Origin of the sequence: Acinetobacter courvalinii, assembly GCF_014635545.1 — a bacterium.
Taxonomy (GTDB): domain Bacteria; phylum Pseudomonadota; class Gammaproteobacteria; order Pseudomonadales; family Moraxellaceae; genus Acinetobacter; species Acinetobacter courvalinii.
Window position 1 is genome coordinate 693,326 of the sequence record NZ_BMDA01000001.1, and the last position, 21,681, is coordinate 715,006.

General features: G+C 42.3%; 15 protein-coding genes and 1 pseudogene. 11 read left to right on the plus strand and 5 right to left on the minus strand.

The window, feature by feature from the left end; translation table 11 throughout:
* The first annotated feature begins 308 nt into the window (after positions 1-308).
* Positions 309-1,787, plus strand: coding sequence for a flavin-containing monooxygenase (locus IEV39_RS03030; protein ID WP_005286943.1), 1,479 nt, complete (start codon positions 309-311; stop codon positions 1,785-1,787).
* 108 nt (positions 1,788-1,895) lie between these two features.
* Here the strand turns inward: IEV39_RS03030 and IEV39_RS03035 are convergent, their stop codons facing one another.
* The 3 genes from IEV39_RS03035 to IEV39_RS03045 all read right to left on the minus strand — a co-directional run bounded on the left by IEV39_RS03035 (position 1,896) and on the right by IEV39_RS03045 (position 4,721).
* Complete coding sequence (locus tag IEV39_RS03035) at positions 1,896-2,825, minus strand: metal-dependent hydrolase (RefSeq protein ID WP_005286940.1); 930 nt, start codon at positions 2,823-2,825, stop codon at positions 1,896-1,898.
* Between the two features lie 11 nt (positions 2,826-2,836).
* Complete coding sequence (locus tag IEV39_RS03040; RefSeq protein ID WP_005286937.1) at positions 2,837-3,679, minus strand: alpha/beta fold hydrolase; 843 nt, start codon at positions 3,677-3,679, stop codon at positions 2,837-2,839.
* 178 nt (positions 3,680-3,857) lie between these two features.
* The gene (locus IEV39_RS03045; RefSeq protein ID WP_005286934.1) at positions 3,858-4,721 is read right to left on the minus strand and encodes a LysR family transcriptional regulator; all 864 of its coding nucleotides are present in this window, start codon (positions 4,719-4,721) and stop codon (positions 3,858-3,860) included.
* Positions 4,722-4,935: 214 nt separating this feature from the next.
* Here IEV39_RS03045 and IEV39_RS03050 point away from each other — a divergent pair, with 214 nt between their 5' ends.
* The 9 genes and pseudogenes from IEV39_RS03050 to IEV39_RS03090 all read left to right on the plus strand — a co-directional run bounded on the left by IEV39_RS03050 (position 4,936) and on the right by IEV39_RS03090 (position 18,517).
* Complete coding sequence (locus IEV39_RS03050; protein ID WP_005286932.1) at positions 4,936-5,604, plus strand: ankyrin repeat domain-containing protein; 669 nt, start codon at positions 4,936-4,938, stop codon at positions 5,602-5,604.
* A gap of 18 nt (positions 5,605-5,622) precedes the next feature.
* A complete protein-coding gene (locus tag IEV39_RS03055) occupies positions 5,623-6,084 on the plus strand; it encodes a nucleoside deaminase (protein ID WP_005286930.1) in 462 nt (153 codons plus the stop codon).
* Between the two features lie 3 nt (positions 6,085-6,087).
* Entirely contained in the window at positions 6,088-7,272 is a 1,185-nt protein-coding gene (locus IEV39_RS03060; RefSeq protein WP_005286927.1) for a cyanate transporter, read from the plus strand.
* A 184-nt stretch (positions 7,273-7,456) separates the two neighbouring features.
* Positions 7,457-10,654: a type VI secretion system Vgr family protein gene (locus IEV39_RS03065; protein WP_005286924.1), complete on the plus strand. Its 3,198-nt coding sequence runs from the start codon at positions 7,457-7,459 to the stop codon at positions 10,652-10,654.
* A 70-nt stretch (positions 10,655-10,724) separates the two neighbouring features.
* Positions 10,725-15,509 (plus strand): RHS repeat-associated core domain-containing protein, encoded by a 4,785-nt coding sequence (locus IEV39_RS03070; RefSeq protein ID WP_005286921.1) that lies wholly within the window; start codon positions 10,725-10,727, stop codon positions 15,507-15,509.
* A 2-nt stretch (positions 15,510-15,511) separates the two neighbouring features.
* The gene (locus IEV39_RS03075; protein WP_005286917.1) at positions 15,512-16,066 is read left to right on the plus strand and encodes a hypothetical protein; all 555 of its coding nucleotides are present in this window, start codon (positions 15,512-15,514) and stop codon (positions 16,064-16,066) included.
* A gap of 149 nt (positions 16,067-16,215) precedes the next feature.
* A pseudogene (locus IEV39_RS18660) lies at positions 16,216-16,589 on the plus strand (hypothetical protein); the annotation flags it as partial.
* Positions 16,590-16,608: 19 nt separating this feature from the next.
* Positions 16,609-17,187, plus strand: a complete 579-nt coding sequence (locus tag IEV39_RS03085) for an RDD family protein (RefSeq protein WP_005286915.1) — start codon at positions 16,609-16,611, stop codon at positions 17,185-17,187.
* A gap of 145 nt (positions 17,188-17,332) precedes the next feature.
* A complete protein-coding gene (locus IEV39_RS03090; protein ID WP_005286911.1) occupies positions 17,333-18,517 on the plus strand; it encodes a porin in 1,185 nt (394 codons plus the stop codon).
* 52 nt (positions 18,518-18,569) lie between these two features.
* Here IEV39_RS03090 and IEV39_RS03095 read toward each other — a convergent pair whose 3' ends face one another.
* Positions 18,570-19,403, minus strand: coding sequence for an EamA family transporter (locus tag IEV39_RS03095; RefSeq protein WP_005286908.1), 834 nt, complete (start codon positions 19,401-19,403; stop codon positions 18,570-18,572).
* A 75-nt stretch (positions 19,404-19,478) separates the two neighbouring features.
* The gene (locus tag IEV39_RS03100) at positions 19,479-20,459 is read right to left on the minus strand and encodes a LysR family transcriptional regulator (RefSeq protein ID WP_005286906.1); all 981 of its coding nucleotides are present in this window, start codon (positions 20,457-20,459) and stop codon (positions 19,479-19,481) included.
* A gap of 100 nt (positions 20,460-20,559) precedes the next feature.
* Here IEV39_RS03100 and IEV39_RS03105 point away from each other — a divergent pair, with 100 nt between their 5' ends.
* On the plus strand, positions 20,560-21,672 hold the full coding sequence (locus IEV39_RS03105) for a tartrate dehydrogenase (RefSeq protein ID WP_005286903.1): 1,113 nt from the start codon (positions 20,560-20,562) through the stop codon (positions 21,670-21,672).
* The last annotated feature ends 9 nt before the right edge of the window (positions 21,673-21,681 follow it).

A 21,681-nucleotide genomic window follows, 5' to 3' on the forward strand; every position in this document is an offset into this window, starting at 1 on the left:
AAAATATAGGATTGATCAGATTTTTTTATTTACTTGGTTATTTTAACGTATTTACTCACATTCAGCTTTATCATCAAAGGACAGAATACTTTTATTTAGAGTTGGAGAAATATTCTATTAAAAATCAAAATATTATTAGATGGTTGAATAAGTAAATTGTGTTGATTTGACTTATCTTTCTTCTCCGTGGCATTTACTGTCAAGTTTTTAGTACTAAATTTAATTATTTTCCAAGGATATGTCTTTTAAGCCTACTTGAAATGTATTGAAAGGCTTAGCGAGTAAAACTTTATCTCTTGGAGTGGAAAATGTCAGATTTAGGTCAAAATGGGAATACTAAAGCTTATTCATTTGATGTGGTGATTATAGGTGCCGGTTTCTCAGGGATTGCAGCAGGAATAAAACTCCAGAAGGAAAACATTCATAATTTTATTATTTTGGAAAAATCCAATGAGGTTGGGGGCGTTTGGCGTGAAAATACTTATCCAGGTTGTGAATGTGATGTACCGTCATCCATCTACTCTTATTCATTTGCCCCTAATCCCAATTGGAGCCATATTTTTTCGAAACAGAAAGAGATACAGCAATATATTAAAGATGTCTCCAACCGCTTTAAAATGGATCAACATATTTTATTCAATACCGAGCTATCTACTGCGGCTTGGTCAAATGAGCAACAAGTCTGGTTGATTGACACCAATCAGGGACGCTACACCGCCAAGTTCGTATTTTTTGCGACAGGGCCTCTAAGTGAACCCGCAACTCCAGCTGTTAAGGGCTTGGAAAGCTTCAAGGGAAAGGTATTTCATTCTGCACAATGGGATCACTCGGTTGATTTAAGCAACAAGCGGGTTGCCGTCATTGGGACAGGTGCATCCGCGATTCAGATTATTCCTGCAATTCAGCCCATCGTTGAGCGACTGTATGTATTTCAAAGAACAGCACCGTGGGTGATTCCAAAACCGAATCTGGTATTGAATGAAAGTTCTAAAAATTTACAGCAAAAAGTCCCTTTTACCATGCAATCGCTGCGTAAAGTCACCAGCATTTCCATGGATATGTTCAGTTCAAGTGTCAATCAACCCAAAACCTTGAATGTATTGGGCAAAGGATTGATTAACTGGATGCATTATCAGGTTCAGGATCCAGTACTGCGTACAAAGCTAACTCCTAAATTTACTTTGGGCTGTAAACGGATTTTGTTTTCCAATACTTATTATCCGGCCTTGGCTGCAAAAAATGTAAATCTGATCAATCAAGGAGTGAAGGAGATTACCCCTAAGGGGATTTTGGTCGATGGGCAAGAAATCCAACTGGATATTATTGTCTGGAGTACCGGTTTCGAGGTCGCAAAACCGCCGATTGCGAAACGGATTATCACTAAGAATGGAACTTTGCTGGATGACATTTGGTCAAAACAAACCGTTCAAGCCTATAAAGGCTGTGTGATCAAGGATTTGCCAAATGCATTTATGTTGCTTGGACCGAATAGTATTAGCTATAACTCTTTAATTACGGCAGCTGAAAATCAGGTGAACTATGCGGTTCAGGCAATTCGTTTTGTACTGGATAATCAATTGGCCAGCTTTGAAATCAATCATTTCGCGGATGATCAATTTAACCGTACATTGCAGAATAAGCTACATGGCACGGTATTTAATCAAGGTGGTTGCGCAAGTTATTATCTGGATGAAAATAAAACCAATGTGGTTAATTATCCTTGGACCATGCAATATATGAGAAATGATCTGGAGCACTTTGATAGCAAGAATTATAGATTCCTTTAAGGTTAACGATAAAAAAAAGCCTTATGTCATTGCATAAGGCTTTTTTATTTAATCTAGAATTAAAAAAACAGGCACTTGATGTGCCTGAGAAAAGTGACCAACTTTGCTTTAACAGACGCGGAGCCTGGTTAGGGCTTTTACTGCAGCAGAGTTATTAATCACTTCTAAGGCCTTAAGTGTATCTCCCTCATCGTAGGGATGATAACTGGGTTTCACCCAATGCCTTAAACTAAAGATCATGGAGAAGAAACTTGGGACCTGTTTGCTACGGGCATTTTCAATTGCGGTTTGACCCAAAGAACGCAGTAAACCGTACTGGCTATAGCGCTGGGCCTGTGTATCTTGCTGTGCTAATTTCTTAAAGCATTGATAAATCGCGAGGGTAAAGCCTGGCGCAACACCCATCATGATCATCTGGCGCTGTAAATAGGCAAAAGTTTTATTGTCTTCACCACATAAATGCATATACAGATCAAAAGCGACACTACGGTGCTCAACCTCTTCCGCCAGATGCCAGGTCATCAGATCAGACATCATTTCATCGGCAGTTTTGTTTTGCCAAGGTTGGTCATCCAGACACCAGGTGCCCAACATGGTGGTGAAATGCTCGACTGCTGCGGCAATGCCGACACGGACGGTTAACCAGCGATAAGCCAGATTTTGCGGTAATGCCAAGCCCAAAGGTGCTGTATTGAGTTGCTTCGATATTGTATCTAGGGCAGCAATAAAGTCATCAATTTTATAGCCATAATGTCTTAAATAGTCTTGCGCGACTTTGTGGGCAGAGGCATGATGTGCTTCTTGATGTACAAATCCTTTTACATCAGCACGAAGCTTTTCATCTTTTACATAGGGTAGCGCTTCATTAAAGGCACGACACATCCACAGTTCACCCACTGGTAAAATTAAATGCACGGCATTAATTAAATGTGTGGCAAAAGGATTGTTATAAATCCAGTGTTCAGGGGTTTGGCTAAAATCAAATTGGACACGGCGCTGTTCCAAATAATGGTTTTCCAGTCGTTGTTTAGGGTGCATTACAGTTCTCCTTAATTGACTGCTTTTAGAAAATAATGGCTGAGCTGTTCAGCATTCTGGACCGGAATCCAGTGGGTGGCATCCAGATGAACTTCTTGATAAGGACCAGCAAAAAACTGTTTATTGAGCTGGGCACTTTTTTTGCCAATCGCAATATCTTGATTCCCCCAAATAAACAGGGCTGGCACTTTGACTTTCTTGAAGGTAGAGCGAATTGGGGCCAGTGGCATACTGCGATACCAGTTAATCGCCGCGCCAATACGATCCTCCTGAACAAAATACTGCTGAAAATCGTTGATCTGTGCGGTATTCATTCCCGAATTTTTCAATAAAAAATGGCTGAGCGTCTTGGCTCTTTTAAATAACAGTTCAGGAATGAATGGCAACTGGAAAAAGCCAATATAATAAGAGGTGAAGATTTGCGTACTGCTCAGCATGGCTTTTAGAAATGCGCCTGTATGAGGAACAGAAACCAGCGTTAGATGTTTTACCAAATTTGGGTATTGCAAGGCCAATTCACAAGCAACGATCGAACCCCAGTCATGACCTATGACGTATACAGGCTTTCCTAACAAATCAATGAAAGCTTTGACATCGGCAACCAGTTCACCAATCGAATATTGGAAACGACCTTTGGGAGCAGCAGTTAAGCTATAGCCACGTTGTTCAATGGCAAAAGTGCGGAAGTTATGCTGATTGAGGATTTCACTAGTTGCTTGCCAACTGTGGGCAGTTTCTGGAAAGCCATGTAAAAGAATAACTGGTTTACCATCAATTGGACCTGTATCAATGACCTTGAAAATCAGGTTATTGCGACGATATTCGCTGTATCTTGTGGCTGTTTTTTTTGCCATGGTGATCTACTTATCAAATGGACTGATGTCTATTGATAGTAGTAAGCAGTATCAGACATGTCTTGACAGTAGATGAATGAATTTAACTTCTTGTGCCATGAAACAGATTATTGGCACATGAAGCATATTTTTTGACACTTAAAGACGATTTAATTTTGTCTTTCTGGTCATTTAAAAATCAGAAAGCAGACGCCTTTGAGTGTTCAAAACGTCGATTCAATACTTCGGTCATTTGCTGTAAAAGCTGTGCAACCAGTCCGTCTTTATCCCAGGCATAGATCGAAACTGTCATTGGCTGTGCTTTACCCAACGCAAGATATTCACGTACCCGATAGCCTCGGGTGGTAACCACCGGAAGCAGGGACACGCCCAGCCCGGTTTCAACACCAATCAGTACGCTGGCTAAACTGTTACTGGTAAATGCGATATACCAGTGTCGCCGTTCACGTTCGATCTGCTCAAACATATCTTCGCGATATAGCCCACCTTGTGGAAAGGTCACCAGTGGAATTGGATCTGACCAGTTTCCGCCATGATCAATACTTTCAAACCAAGCCATTTCTTCAGGAAAAGTCGCGTGACGATCCGCACTGGCAATGGCTTCTTTCACAATCACCAGATCAAATTGTCCACTTCGGTAGCCTTCCATCAGATCACGACTCAGTCCAGCTGTTACATCCAGCCGAATACTACGATGCTGTTTGCTAAATGCACTTAATGCCAGCGCCATATCGGTATTCATAATATCTTCGGGCAAACCAATATGAATCGGGATGGTGCCCGTCGGATCACCGAGAACATTTTGTGCCTCTTGCTGCAGTGCTAGAATGCGTCGAGCATAACTAATCAGATATTCGCCTGTACTGGTCAGCTGCAATGGCCGGGCATGACGATCAATCAACTGCTTTCCTGTAGCTTGTTCCAGCCTTGCCAGTTGCTGGCTGACCGTTGATTGCGTCATGTGCAATCGTTCGGCTGCGAGAGTAAAACTACCTGCCTCAATAATCGTGACAAAGGCGCGTAACAAGCGTGGATCAAACATCGCAATAACTCATTGTTTGGAATTATTTTTCCATTTAAAACTTAAATAGGTATTCATTATCTTAATACATTTGATTCAATAATTTAATTTTTAAATAGTAGGGAATCTCGCTATGCTCAACTTATAAATGGGTTGACTGGAAGGATAGCAATGGTGCAACCAACAGGGGTGACCCGATTTTTGCTGCCTTTTTATGTTGGCTAGGAGGAAGTCGATGAACAAATCCTTAATCGCTGCTGCTTTAATCATGGCATTGTCTGCCTGTGGTTATGCCAGCTCAGGAGATACGATGCAAAATAATGCTTTACATCAGGCGGCAGCACAAAATGATGTGGTCCGAATCGAGCAACTCTTGTCTAAAAGTCCAGACATCGATGTGCGTGACTCATCAGGTGCAACCGCGTTAATGATTGCTACACGCGCCAACCATATTCAGGCGGCACAGGCGTTGATCAAGGCGGGAGCTGATGTCAATGCCAAAGATGATATTCAGGACAGTCCTTATCTCTATGCGGGTGCAAGAGGACATTTAGAGATATTGAACATGACCTTGCAACATGGTGCAGACTTGAAAAGTACCAATCGTTATGGCGGTACAGCATTGATTCCTGCGGCTGAGCGGGGACATGTCGACACGGTAAAAACCCTGATTGCGGCTGATGTGAATGTTGATCATGTCAATCATCTGGGCTGGACGGCATTACTGGAAGCCATCATGCTGGGCAATGGCGACACGCGCTATCAGCAAATCGTCGACCTTCTAATTAAGGCAGGTGCCAATGTCAATCTGGCTGATCGTGATGGCGTAACGCCATTGGCACACGCTCAGGCACGCGGTTACAAGACGATTGAAAATGCATTATTGGCTGCAGGCGCAAAATAAAACCGAGAGGGGATAAACATGGAACAAAATACGGATTTTCTACGTCAGGCCATTGAACTTGCTTATCAAAATAGTGAGGCGGGTGGCCGTCCATTCGGGGCGGTGATTGTCAAAGATGGCGTGGTCATTGCGACCGGTGTGAATCAGATTCTCAGCAGCAATGATCCCACTGCGCATGCAGAGTTACAGGCCATCCGTGCAGCCAGCAAACAGCTGAACTCGGCCAATCTGGAAGGATGTTCGGTGTTTGCCAGTGGACATCCCTGTCCGATGTGTATGGCTGCCATGCGTATGGCAGGTATACAAGCCGTGACTTATGCCTACTCAAATGAAGCGGGTGAACCCTTTGGCTTATCTACCGCTGCAATTTATGCCGACCTGGCCAAGCCTTTTGCAGAGCAATCGATGCAGATTCGCTATGTCCCTGTACGGCTGGAGCAAAAACCAGATTTGTATGCTTACTGGAAATCATTGGCCTGAATCATGCTGACTTCTCCTCAACATCGTCCGATGCTGATCGCAACTGTGGCATTGGTCGGACTCAATTTACGGCCTTTTATGACCAGCATTGGGCCAGTTGCGAATCCGATACGAACAGGAACCAGCCTGAGTTTGCAAGGGATTGCCTTACTCACTTTAGTTCCTATGCTGCTGATGGGAATCATTGCCTTTGTTGGGCCTTCGATACAAAGTGCCTTGGGTGAACGTAAGGCCATTCTGACGGCTTTAGCAATTATCTGTCTGGGATGTGCATTACGTTTTATTGTGCCGAATGGTGGATTCTTGATTTTGACTGCTGCCATCATTGGTTTAGGTGTGGCGATTGTACAGGCCTGCTTTCCAAGCATGATCAAAAGAGAATTTGCGGATCATCTAGGGCCGATGATGGGGCTATATTCAGCCATGTTGATGGGCGGCGGGGCTTTGGGTGCTTTAATTGCGCCGATAGTCACTAGCGTAAGTGGAGACTGGAAAGTTGGTCTATCGATTTTCACTTTACCCGCAATTGCTGCATTTCTTCTTGCCAGTTGTTTTTTGGCTCGACCTGCAAAATCTCAATACAAACTTCCATCGGTTGGTGTATTCATGAAACAGCCGCGGACATGGTTGTTGATTTTTTGCTTTGGGTTGATCAATGGTGGCTACAGCTCAATCGTGGCATGGCTGGCACCTGCGTATCAGGAGCGAGGCTGGAGTGCAACAGCGAGCGGTAATTTGATGGCAGTACTGACACTCAGTCAAGCTGCGGCAGCATTGCTATTGCCTTATTTATCCCGAAGCAATCAGGACCGCCGGATATGGATTGGTTTAACTTTGCTCATGCAACTACTTGGATTTGCGGGCTTGGCTTTTATCCCTGAATATCTGCCTTATCTATGGGTCGTGGTTTTAGGGGCAGGCTTGGGTGGCAGTTTTGCCTTACTGATGATTGTGGTACTTGATCATCTGGCTGATCCCGCACATGCAGGACAGCTTTCTGCCTTGATGCAAGGTGGTGGTTTCTTACTTGCAGCGCTTGCGCCGTGGCTACTTGCTGTATTTCACGGTCTCACAGGTGGTTATACCCTTGGTTGGATCTGGCATTTGGCAATGGTAGTGGTGGTGAGCATACTGATGATCAGACTCAACCCAACACATTACGGTAAAGCCATCCGCTTGACCAAATAAATCCGCAGCAGCTGAACAAAGGGAAAATGTCTTTTTGAGCAGCAGCGTGTGCAGTACTTAACAGGGAAGTTTAAAAAAATAAATAGAATGTGACAATTATGGTCATCTATAGACAGAACTGTATAGACATTAAATCGTTTTTTTGAGTAAAATATGGCAAATTTAATGAAATGTTCTATAAAAAATGCTGAACAATATTTTTCAGGCTCTGGAAAGTTTAGGCCTTACAGCACAAAAACGTGCCATTCATATTCAGTTTTCGAATCAAAATTTAAATACTCAAGTTTTCCTGCAACGTATTGATGGCCAGCATGCGTTGAACGCCGGTTTTAAGGCTGAGCTGATCTGTTTGTCGACCAATGCCAGCATTCCCCTGAAACAGTTCATCGGCAGCCAGGCCGCCATTGATACCGTCACCGATCAGGGACAACTCAGCCGTGTCACAGGCATTATTACGCAAGCCTTGCAAGGCCAATCTGACGGTAGCTTAACCCTCTATAAACTCACGCTTGAAGATCCAACGGCTCTGTGGAAACAACGCCGTAACAGTCGTGTGTTTATGAATAAAAGCGTGCGTGATGTAGTGGAAGTTGTCTTTAAAGAATGGCAACAAAAAAGCCCCTTATTCGCTTCCAGTCTAACGCTGGACCTCAGTGGACTCAGCCAGGATTACGATATCCGCCCATTCATAATGCAGTCTAATGAGAGCGACTATGACTTTCTCACCCGTTTGCTACGCAGCGAAGGCATCAACTGGCTGGTGAATGAAGCAGAACGAACCGTTCCACAAAGTAGTGCTGCGATTCAGCCGCAAAAACTGCGTTTGATTGACGACAATAGCCAGTATCAGGCCTTAGACCGTCGCCAGATCCGTTATCACCGCAGCAGTGCCACCGAACAATACGACAGCATGACCAGTCTGGTCGGACAACGCTCATTACAACCGAGCAGCGTACATGTGCAACGCTGGCAAGCTGATGCACTGGAACAGGAAGACGGTGCAGGCAGTGTCCAAAGCACGCATAAACACAGCGAACAACATGACAATACCAGTCTTGGACTAGAACAGGCCTGGCATTTTTCACCGGCATGGATGCAAGATCTGAATGGTGAAGATGGAGCAACCCAGTCCGGCAACGCCCAGATAGAAAAGCTGAATCAGAACCTCGGACAATATTACGATCTGCAATCGAAACAGTTCGTGGCGAAGACCACCGTCCGTGACACCCATGTCGGTTACTGGTTTGAACTGGCAGAACACCCTGAAATCGACCAACACGATGGCAGTGATAAAGAATTCCTGATCACAGGCAAACACTTCTACAACCAGAACAACTTGCCTAAAGATTTGCACCAGCAGATTCATCAGCTATTGGCCCAAAGTAATTGGCAGCCAAGCCAACAAAGCAATACAGAAGAACGCCAAGCCAATCAGCTGACGCTGCAACGACGTAGCATCAAAACCGTTCCTGAATTTAACCCATTACAACACCGTCCAGCCGCTTCACCGCAACGGGCCAAAGTAGTTGGCCCAAGCGGCGAAGAAATTCACGTGGATGAATGGGGCCGTATCAAAGTCCGTTTCCTGTTTACCCGTAATGAAGATCATAGCCATGATGGCGGTGCAGGTGCCAATGACAACGATACCGATTCAGCCTGGGTCGATGTACTGACCCCGTGGGCTGGAGAAGGCTATGGCGCACGCTTCCTGCCGCGTATCGATGAAATCGTAGTCATCGACTTCTTTGATGGCAACATTGACCGTCCATTTGTAGTGGGACGTATCCACGAAGCCCATCGTAGTCCAAGCAAATTCGACAATGCAGGCAAGCTACCAGACACCAAAAAACTGGCAGGGATCAAATCCAAAGAATATCAGGGCGAAGGCTTTAACCAGTTACGCTTTGATGACACCACTGGACAGATTAGCGCACAACTGCAGAGCAGTCATGCTGCTAGTCAACTTAACTTAGGTAAACTGAGCCACCCGAAAGATAAAGCGGAAAGTGAAGATCGGGGCGAAGGTTTTGAACTGCGTACCGATCAATGGGGAGCCGTACGAGCTGGAGAAGGTTTACTCGTTTCCACGCATAAACAGGATCAAGCCCAAGGCGAACATCTGGATGCACAGCCTGCCAAGCAGCAGCTAGAAGGTAACCAAAGCAATGCCAAAGCCTTAAGTGAAGTGGCCAAGAACCAGCAGACCGATGAGATTGAATCCGTTGATCAACTCAAAGAATTCGCTGAGCAGATTCAAGAGAAGATCGCCCAGTTTAAAAAATCATTATTATTGCTGAACTCACCTGCGGGTATTGGTTTAAGTAGCAATGAAGATATTCATTTATCTGCGGATGGGCAGATCAATCAGTTTGCAGGCGATAGTATCAACTTAAGCACGCAGAAAAATCTGATTACGCATGCACAAAACAGAATCAGTGTGTTTGCTGCGCAGAATGGGATTAAACAGGTGGCTGCTAAAGGTAAGTTTGAAGTCCAAGCACAGTCGGATGGCATGGATTTACTGGCCAAGCAAGGTATTCAGATTATTTCAACCGAAGATCGAATTGAAATTACCAGTCCGAAAGAGATTGTGATTACTGCCGGTGGTTCTCAGATTAAGCTGAATGGTTCGGGGATTTTCCCCGTGACCAGTGGCAAGTTTGAGGTGAAGGCTGGGCAGCATTTACTGGCCTCAGGCGCAAGTGCAAGCAGCAATGCACCTCAGTTACCACAAGCAAAATCACTAAAAGGAGCGCTACAGTTATTAAGAAGTTATGGGGGAGATAATTTCTTTAAGCAGAACAGCTATAAAGTGATTGATTCTCTGGGTAAGCAACTGACTGGCAAACTGGATGGAAATGGTTTTGCTCAAGTGACAGGTATTGCACCAGGCGCAGCCAAGGTCATTTTTGAAAAAGATGAGACCAGTGCATGGGCATCAAGTAGTGACTTTAAACGTGATTATACTTGGGCAGAGCCGGTAGAAAAAGTTGCCGCCTCATTAAGCAGTGCATTGGGACAGAACATGAAGCAACAGCTGACCAGCAGTTTAGTTTCAATGGATAAAAATAGTCTTAAAAATATAGGTAAAAATACCTTAAATGGTTTGGTTGAGCAGACGGTTGGGCAAATCAAGGATCAAGTCAGTAATACCGCTTTAAGTGCTGTTTCAAAGCAACTGAACCTTAATATTTCTCCAGACCAAATGAAAAGCTTGGCACAACTCGCCATGAATCCGAGCCAGTCGGTTGACATGATCAAAGCACAGGGTGTGGGTTTTGTAAAAGATCAGGCAGCTACAAAATTGGCGGAGTCCACCCAAATGGATTCGATTCTTCAACAAGGCATCGTTGATCGTTTTCATGGTCAGAACAATGGTTAGGACAGATTTTAATTCACGCGCAGCAATTTAAAAAATAGATGTATTGAAATAAATTAAGGGTTTGAGATTGATGGCTACGGAAAAAACACAACAGGCAACAGATCAAAAAGCGTCGAAGGTTGAACTTGCTGTTTTTAATTTGGACAGCGTACACACGGTAACTGACCTGCAAATGATTGCCAAGCAAATCCAGCTTTATTTACAGGTATGTGGCAATACCAGTTTAGAACAATTACAAGGTAGTGCAAATACGGCAACGGTAGCCAATATTTTTGCTTTAACAGGCAGTGTGCTGGATTTAATTTTATACGCGACTGACAGCAAGACAGAGGATGCTGCAGTACAACAGGGTGCATTGCTCGCTGCAAATTTAATTGGTTTATTTGCAGAACCAAGCAATGAAGCACATGCGCGTATGGTATTACGTCCGATGTTTGGTCTAATGTCACAATGTTTATATCCAGAAAATGGAAAGATTAAAGACGCGGATATTAAACGCTTGGGCCTGCATCTGAATGCGATGGTCGCAGGTGATTTAGAAAAGTTTTTACAAGAAACGCAAGCCAAATTAGCGACCTTGCTCTCACAGGCAACGATTTTAGGAAGTAGTATTCTTACGAGTTTGTCCGTGCCTGCGACACCAATAAGTGCGAGCATGACTGCAACGTCGGCAGGTGCGACAGCCGAGAAAAGAGATCCCAAACTTAAATTTAGCAATTGGGCTGCACCACTCATTGATTTAATCGGTAAACCGAGTCAGGCAGATTTAACTCCTAAACTACAACCAAATATTCAAACACGTCTGCAACAAGAAGCAATACAAGCACTTACAACCTTAAGCCAGACTTTACAGCAGCAAGCCAATGCAGGACAAAAATACAGCTTGGCCTGGTTATTACAACAAACTTTAACTGCAATTCAAGCCAGCGAAAATAAAGGCAATGCCAGTGTGCCGATTAACCAGACGGGAGAATATGAGCGCCATACCAAAGGTGATACCTTGGAGTTTGTGAGCTTACAGGCGGATGCGTTGAATGCACCACCTTGTGAAGGTAACGGTTCAGAGACTAGTAAGAGTATCAGTTATTCAATTGGCGCAGAGCGGGTTCAGCATGCCGATTTCTATTTACCGAAAGTTGGTTTTGTATTTAGTCGCCAATATAACTCGCAAATGGATGAGTTTGATCAGGGGATGATGGGTGCTCGTTGGATGATGCCTTTTTCCAATGTGATCCTGCCAAAGCCACAAGGTTATATCTTCATTGATGCGAAAGGGCGTAAACATGCCTTACCATCCACGATTTTGCAGCAGGCTTACACGGTTCCTTTTGAGGGAATGACGGTTCACCCAATTGAAAATGGTGATTTATTATTAAATTTTGGTGGTGACTGGAGTTTCCATTTTCATCAATTTGGTCTTGGCCAGCCCTATCATTTAATCCAACAATTCAATGAAAACACCAATGAAAAAATTAGCCTAAGTTACCTTTTGGCAGATGGTGTTGCTTATCTTCAAGCCATTGATTTCCAGTTTGAACAGGTACAGCATCAACTAAAATTTGCCTTTAATGAGCAAGTTAAGATTATTGCTGTATTTGTGGATGATCAAGTTGAACCTTGGGCACGCTATCACTATGATGCACAAGGCAATCTGATGACAGCTTTCGATCAAAATGGACATGCACGTCAATACGAATATAATCAGGCGCATCAGCTAACGCGCTATACCGATCGTACAGGTCGTGGACAAAATATTCGTTATGAATCGACGTTGCCAAATGCCAAAGCCATTGAAGAATGGGCGGATGACGGCAGTTTCCATACCAAACTGAAATGGCATCCGCGTTTACGCCAAGTTGCTGTTTACGATGCTTATGATGTACCGACCTATTATTATTTCGATTTGGATGGTTTTACCTATCGTATCCGTTTAGCCGATGGTCGAGAGTCTTGGTATTCTCGAGACGGTGAGAAACGTATCACCCGACAAATTGATTTTGAAGGTCGGGAAACTCAGCAAGAATATAATGATCAGGGCCAACTGGCGAAAATTGTACAGCCGAATGGTGGTGTGATTCGCTTTGCTTATGATGAACAAGGCAATTTAACCGAGACCAAAGATCCAGAAGGCAATATCTGGAAACGTGAATATGATGTACACGGCAATGTCAGCAAAGAGATTAATCCTTTAGGTCATGTTACCCAATATAAATACAACACCAGTAATCAAGTGGTGGAAGTGATTGATGCCAAAGGGGGTATCAAGAAAATTCAGTACAATGATCAAGGACAAATGCTGTCTTATACCGATTGTTCGGGCAAAAGTACTACATGGGAATATGATGAAAATGAAAATGTAAATATTGAAATTTCCCCATCGAATCAAATTGTTAAATATATTTATGGTTGTCAAGGTAAAAATAAAGGTCAACTTCAAACGATTATTTATCCTGATGGATTAACAGAGTTGTTTGAGCATGATGAAGAGGGGCGCCTGCTTAAACACACCGATACCAATAGCTTAATTACCCAATATCAATACAATATTGTCGGTTTGCTTGAGCATCGGATTGATGCAAATCAGCATCATGTGGGTTATCAATGGGATAAACAAGGACGTATTCACAAAATTATTAATCAAAATCAAGCTGAATATTTATTTGAATATAATCACTTTGGAAAACTAGTTTTTGAGAAAGCTTTTGATGGAGAAGAAAAGTTTTTTAATTACAATCAAAATGGTTTTTTATCAGAAATTATTTATTCAAATATTAAGGTTACTTTGAGCTATTTCGAGGATGGGCAAATATGTTCAAAAGTATTTCAAAACATCAATAGTGGACATGCTGCTACCCAATTTTTTGATTATAATTTAAAAGGACAATTAAACTGTGTAAAAGATGAAAATAGCCAAATCAGTTGGTTTTATAATAGGAATGGACAAATTATAAGAGAACATCAAGAATATACTTTATTTAATTTAACAGCGGTGCTACGTTATGAATATGATGAATTAGGTAATCTGGTTAAAACCATTCGCCCAGATGGACAGCAGCAGACCAATTTGAGCTATGGTTCAGGAAATATCTACGGAATAGCGTTTAACCAGCAGGATGTTGTTTCTTTTCAGCGAGATGATTTACATCGTGAGACAGTACGTTTCTTGGCAAATGGTTTGATGCAAACCAAACATTATAATGATGTCGGGTTATTGATTTCTCAGCAGATTGAGCCTGAACAAAAAACCTCAGGTCGACTCTCTTACCAAGCGCATAGATATTATCAATATGACAAAAACTATTTGCTCACCCAAGTTGAAGACAGTCGTTTAGGACAACTTAATTATCAATATGATCCGATTGGACGTTTGATTTCAACCCAGAGTCAGCATAAAAACGAGAGTTTTAAGTTTGATCCAGCGGGGAATCTTATTGATCTAATGAACAGTCAGACAACATATGTCAAGAACAATTTAATCAAACAATATCAAGGTAAGCATTATCAATATGATATACGTGGTAATGTAACTGAAATCACGCAAAATGGTAAAATCTTAAAACTGACTTGGGACAATCTCAATCGTTTGATCGAAAGTAACTTAAATGGGCTAGTGACTCAGTATGGTTATGATGTCTTTGGCCGTCGTTTATATAAGAAATCATCAAATCAAGAGTTAACCTTATTCGGTTGGGATGGAGATTTGATGATTTGGGAATCATGCCAAAATTCGGACAAGCCTGAGAACAGCTATACCAAACATTATGTTTATGAGCCTGATAGTTTTGTACCCTTAATGCAGGCGGGATATCAAGGTTTTATTCAACTGATAGAAACACCTGATTATAGTGAATATCTCAACAAGCCTTATTCTATTTATAAAGATCCGATTTGGAGCAGCGATACACGTAAAAACCGTGTGGCTTTAGAACAAACTGTTTTTTATCATTGTGATCAAGTCGGAACACCGCAAACATTGAGTAATGCCGCAGGTAAATGTGTCTGGGAAATTACTCAGGATACCTGGGGGACTGCACTCGAGATTCAGATGCTCAATAAGGACAATCCATTTGAGCAGAGTAATCTGAGATTCCAAGGTCAGTATTACGATAATGAAACAGGACTGCATTATAACCGTTATCGCTATTATGAACCGTATAGCGCTAGGTATTTGAGTAAAGATCCAATAAGTATAAATGGTGGTTTAAATACATCAATTTATGTAAGAAATACTATGCAAAAAGTTGATCCTCATGGATTAAATGATTGGGGGGCTTTAGCATCATTAGGTGGTCCAGCTGTTAATCAAAAAGTTTCATGTTATCAATACTATGGTAAGGAGAAATGTGATCAAAAGCATTATCACCCCCCAACGAGTCTTTATTACGCAAAACAAGATGTACAAAGACTAGCACAAATTGTTAAACCCGATTATTTATCATGTAGCGGGGGCATTATTGGTGTGTCTGGGAGTGTTAGTGTAAATAATTATAATGGGAATGTGTATGTAGGCGGTGGTAAAGCTCCTATAGCGACAATCGGTAATCCAGAAAGTTTGGCTAAGTCAAAAGGTGGAAGTTGTACCGCCTCATGGATTGATGCGAGTGTTTATAAACGAATTAATCCATATGTTAGTAAGGCTGCAATTACTGATCAATTTTTAGCCGGAGGTTCAACTACTATAGGAATGGGAGCGTATGGAGGTATAATTTCAACAACGAAACCTATGGCTACAAAAGATAATCCTTTAAGGCATACACGTAGCTATAATGCAGGTGTGGGAACTCCAGGTCCTATATTGGAAGTTGGAGTTTCAGTTCCATTATCTACTAATCAGTATGAGGAAGATAAAAAATAGCTATGAGAAAATTTAATTATTTACTATTACTTACAGGTCTTGGTCTTTTATTATCAGCATGCAATAAAGATGTTGAGCTAAAGCGGCAAGCCATAAGCGTAAATGAAACAGCTCAAAATGATTACAGTAAAGTCCCTTCAGATCAATTCAAAGGACAATTAAGTTTTTTTAAAGAGCAATTAGATAGGATTCTTAACGATCAGAAATATATTTTGAGAGATGAGGGCATTGCTTTTGCTCCAACACAAAGTTTTTTAGTGGTGCAAATTCCAATAGAAGAACTTAATGAAGAAAGTTATCAAAAAAATATTTTTCCAAAAATTAAGGAAAATGGATGGACTTTTAATAAGAGTATAAAAAATACGGATATTTTTTGTAATGGGAAAAAACATCAGTTAGAAGTTATTCGACCTAAAAAATATTCGAAAGATATTATTAATGAAGATGATAAGTTAACTTTCTCTCCAATTGATAAGGAGTGGAATGTTGGCATGATTTATCAAGAACAAGGAACAACATTCTGTGGAGATGGTTTACCTGTGATTACAATTAAGTAAAATAGAATAGAGCTTAGGCATTCTATTTGCTCACTTATGTTTAAGCTCTATTTTTATAGTGAATTTTTAGGTAAAGTGGATGAATGGATTGAAAAAAACCTCATTTGAGGGCTTTAAAAAATTTACACGGCGTCTAAAACTCTTAGATTCAGCTTCAAGCGATTGTTTATCCAGATGGCTTGAAAGAGCTATTTGAGCATGATCAAGAAGGCCGTCTGCTCAAACACACTGATACCAACGGCTTAACCACTCAATATCAATACAATACTGTCGGTCTGTTAGAACAACGCATTGATGCCAATCAGCACCGAGTGGGCTATCAATGGGATAAGAGCAGGGCCATATCCAAAAGCTTATTAACCAAAATCGGGCTGAATACCAATTTAACTATAACAAGTTTGGTCAGTTGGTCAGTGAACAAGCCTTTGACGGTGAGGAAAAGCACTATAGCTATAGTGAAAATGGTCTATTGTTCCAGATTCGACAACCCAATATTCTGACTGAATTTAGATATTATTACGATTCGACTTCTCTCTGAGTTTATGTATCCGTTTCCAGTTATATCTATTTTTATTGGATATGCCTTTGTTATTTTATATTTTGGTTTGTTAAACAGTCATTTACATTCTGGTCAAACTTTTGGCAAACAGCTTTTAAAAATCAGAGTGGCTGACATACATGGAAAAGATCTTGCTGTAATCCCATCATTGCTTCGTTCAGCCATCTTGTTTGCGCCATCCTGCCTCATATCATTAAGTGGTTATTTTCCGATTTTACTGTTATCTGAATTATTCAACCTGCTGTTGGCCTGCTTACAAATTCTGCTTATTTATTTTTATATTTTTAACCGACAAAACCGCCGTTCACTTCATGACTTCGTTGCGGGTTCAATGGTGATTAATTTACAAAAAGTTGATCAAGAACAACATGTTCCTGAGATGTGGCCTAAGCATAAGATTTTTGCAGTATTGATTACCTTGGTGTGTTTAGGAACTGGAATATCCTCTTTCAACCTATTTGATCGTGATAATACTTTTGAAATTAAAGAGTTTAAGGATAGTCAACCTGAAATTGTTCATGTAAATCAGATTTCAGAAGAAGCTATCTATTGCATGAATTAAATTTTTTAAACTGTGTAAATAGTTTCAGCATCTCAAATCCTGTCCCATTAAACACACTCCGTAAAGACCAACTTTATAGTTTAAGCATTGTTTGTCTGCATGAATTTCTTCATTTTCATATAAGGTTAAACAAGGACGTACAACAATGAAAAAAGCACTGCTTCTCTTGGGTTCAATGGGTGTCTTGGCAAATACGCCAGTCTGGGCCGCCGATATCAGTATCGGTGAACCGAAAACCCAAGCGGGTGAACTGAAACTGACAGGTGCAATCCGTACCCGCTATATCCATAAAGACTATATTGTCGAAGCCAATGAAGGTTCTAAAAATGATGACTGGCAACTGGCCGATATCAAGGCGGTCTTGAGTTATGAAAACCCAGACTGGATTGCATCGATGGATGTACGTTGCTACCAGTATGACCGCTTGTGCGATGCACTGTTTTTAAAAGATGCTTGGGCAGGCTATAAATTTTCAGATCAGCAACGGCTGACAGTCGGTTTTCAATCGGTTGATTTTGGCTTTGGGCGACTGTGGGGCAATAGCTATTATGAAACTTTACTCAATACCGTTGGACTGGAAGATATCCAGAATCTTGGGGTGAAGTACCAGTTTAAGGACAATCTATATAACTTCATTCTCGGTTTTTACCCGACCGATGGCGGCAATTACAAAGGTACCTCCAAGGATTCCAGCCGCTATAGCGGTAACTTTGTGCGCGCAGATGATCTGACCCAAGGCACTGATATTGATGAAAAGAATATGTGGGTGACGCGTTTATCTAGAAAGTTTGAGCTAGATCAATCTCAGAATTTCTCCACGGAAATTGGTGGGTCTTACTGGTATTCGGAATTGGAAAATAACCGCAGCAACCGAGATGGGCATCGTAGTACCTGGAGTGTTTTTAGCACCACCAATTATCAGGCATGGCAATGGTTGTTCTTGGCAGGCGAGCAGGACGTTAAAAATGCAGATGATCTTTTACCGAAAAGCTCGACCATTGGTGCATTTGACTATCCCTATCAGGTGGCCAACAAAGGCAAATATATGGCCAATGAAATTAACTATACTTTTGCCAAGCCTTTCCACCAGTTAGAAAATATTAAACCTTATGTGTCGTATAGCCGTTTTTATAAAGATGAATCAGGCTATCAAGATTCGGATCGCTTAATCGCAGGTCTATATTTTAACTATAAAAAAGTCGGCCTACAGGGTGAATATATCTGGAGTCGCAATGACCCAATGACGGGTAGTGGCGCAGATGGACTGGCACAAGGTGACAGCAATCAATGGAATAAATTGTTCTATTTATCGTTAGGTTATTATTTCTAAATTCGGCGTTGAAAATGAGCCAGTCTGTTTGCGATAGACTGGCTTTTTTCATTTAGGCGGTTCTTAAGATCAAAGCCCCGATTAAAATGATGCACGAAGAGATAATCCGTACTGCATTGATGCGTTCTTTTAGAATAAAGATTGAGATCAGCGTGGCAAATAAAATCGAGGTTTCTCTTAGTGCGGCAACAATCGCAACCGGTGCAAGTGTCATCGCCCACAGTGCCAAACCATAAGAGAAAAATGAACCGATTCCACCGATTAAACCTAAATGCCAATTATGACGAAAATACTCACCCATCTGACGATATTGCATTTTCAGGGCAAAGATAAAAAAGATCAGTCCGGAGAGTACGAAACTCCATAGGATATAGGCAATCGCTGATCCTGCAAGACGAACGCCATGACCATCCAGCAAAGTATAACCTGCGATCAGCACTGCATTCAGCAACGCTAAACCAATGCCTTTGCGTCCCGTTTTGGGTGCAGCCAGAATCATCGATAAAATGCCGATGGAAATGGTGATGATGCCTAGCCATGCATTGAATTGAAGTTGTTCATGCAATAACAAGGTACCTAAAACGGCCACAATCAGTGGTGCTGTACCACGCATTAAGGGATAGGTCAGGCCCATATCGGCAACCCGATAGATTTTAGCCACCATGCCAAAATACAGAATTTGTATTGCCGTTGAAGCCAGAATAAAAGGCCAGCTCTCGCGTTGCGGTATTGGAAAAAAGGGCAACAATATCGCAGCTAAGACGGCTGCGGATGCAGTGACCAATACCGTGGTTAAAAACTTATTTGTACCCGCTTTTACAATGGCATTCCATGTGGCATGACATGCCGCTGCAAGTAAAATAAGGCCAAATATTGCCGTGCTCATAAGCTGCCTGTTAATTCATGATCTTGCTAATGTGCATGATGTGGTTGAAAAAAGAAAGCCGGCAGCTTAGCGGGATTATAGAAATACTTTCTCTGTATTTGGATTGATCGGCTCAATCGGTTGGATCAACTGACCACGGCTGAGGTTTTGGATATGCTGTAAACGGTTGATCAGTTCATTTTGAATGAACAGGATACAGGTCTGTAGTTTAGACGAGCTTTTTAAACGTGAAGGATACACTGCCCAGACATCGGCATCTTGCCAGTATTCCGGCAAGATATGCTGTAACTGACCGCTAATCAATTCATCCGCCACATCCCAAATCGAACGTAAGATAATGCCATGTCCTTCAATTGCCAACTGGTGAATAATCTCGCCGTTATTGGAAATAAAACGTGGTGTGACATGTACCGACCGATCTTCCGAAGGATGGCGTAATTTCCATAACACTGAGGATTGATCTCGTTCACTGATGGTCAGGCAATCATGATTGCGTAAATCATCCAGACTTTCAGGCATGCCTTGTTGCAACAAATAGCTTGGCGCAGCGCAGAAAATCCGGAAATTCGGCACCAGTTTTTTGGCAATCATATTCGGCGCAATGTCGTTGCCAATGCGAATATCCAGATCAATGCTGTGCTGGATCAGGTCTTTGGTGTTGTCGATGGTATCAAACTGAATCTCCAGTTTGGGGTACATGGTCATCAGTTTAGACAAAATGGGCGCAACATGTTTACGGCCAAAACCAAAGCTGCTGACAATGTCGAGATGACCGGTGGGCGTGCTTAAGGGGTTATTCACCAGCTCACTGATTTCATCAAATTCATCCAGAATATTGGAGACCCGATCCAGAATCAGTTTGCCATCTTCGGTCAAACTGACATGGCGGGTACTGCGGTGGAACAGTTTGCAGTTCAGGTTGGTTTCTAAAATATTGATGCGTTTACTGATAAATGCAGGTGAAACACCGAGCTCCTCCGCTGAGTCGACGAAACTCTTGCGTTTGGCGACTGTGCAAAAAACCTTTAAATCCGATAGGTTAGGTAGATTATTCACGATCCGTGTCCATTGGGGTGATAGTTTTCTTATTGATCATTGCTGCCGAAAACAGCATGTTTACAACTCAGGATATTAACCAAAGGTGTAAGGGAGCGTTATGGCAAAAAAGTATAAAGTTGCCACGATTGCAGGCGATGGAATTGGCTTAGAAGTTCTACCAGAAGGCATCAAGGTTGTAAAGGCAGCAGCAGACAAATATGGCATTCAAGTTCAAATGGATAGCTTTGATTGGGCCAGCTGTGATTACTACCTTGAACACGGCAAAATGATGCCGGATAACTGGTTTGAAGTCTTACAGGAATATGATGCAATTTTCTTTGGTGCTGTGGGTTGGCCTGAAAAGGTGCCGGATCACATTTCACTATGGGGATCATTGCTGCAGTTCCGCCGTCGTTTTGATCAGTATGTGAACTTACGCCCGGTCCAGTTAATGCCAGGGGTGAAATGTCCACTGGCAGGCAAGCAACCGGGCGATATCGATTTTTATGTGGTGCGTGAAAACAGTGAAGGTGAATATTCTGCCATTGGTGGTAAAGCCTTTGAAGGCACCGATCGTGAGTTTGTGTTGCAAGAAGCGGTGTTTACTCGTCACGGTGTCGATCGCATCTTGAAATATGCCTTTGAATTTGCCGATCAACGTGAGGCTAAGAAAATCACGGCTGCAACCAAGTCGAACGGGATTGCGGTGAGCATGCCGTATTGGGATGAACGAGTTGATGAAATGGCGAAACGCTATCCACAGATCAAGGCAGATAAGCAACACGTTGATATTTTAGCGGCACGTTTTGTTCTACAGCCAGAGCGTTTTGATGTGGTGGTGGCGTCGAATTTATTTGGTGACATCTTGTCAGATTTAGGTCCTGCATGTACAGGCACGATTGGTCTGGCGGCTTCGGCTAACCTGAATCCTGAACGTAAGTTTCCGTCCTTGTTTGAACCTGTACATGGTTCAGCACCCGATATTTACGGTCAGCAAATTGCCAACCCGATTGCAGCGATCTGGTCGGGTGCGATGATGCTGGATTTCCTGGCAGATGGAGATGAACAGGTGGTTCAGGCTGGACAGGAAATCATGCAGGCGATTGAGCATGTGTTGGTGCATGGCCCGAAAACGCCTGATGTCGGTGGAACGGCAAAAACCTATGAAGTGGGTGATGCGATTGCAGCCTGTGTGACTCAGCAAAAAATGGATTTATTCGCGATGGAGTAAGTACCCCTC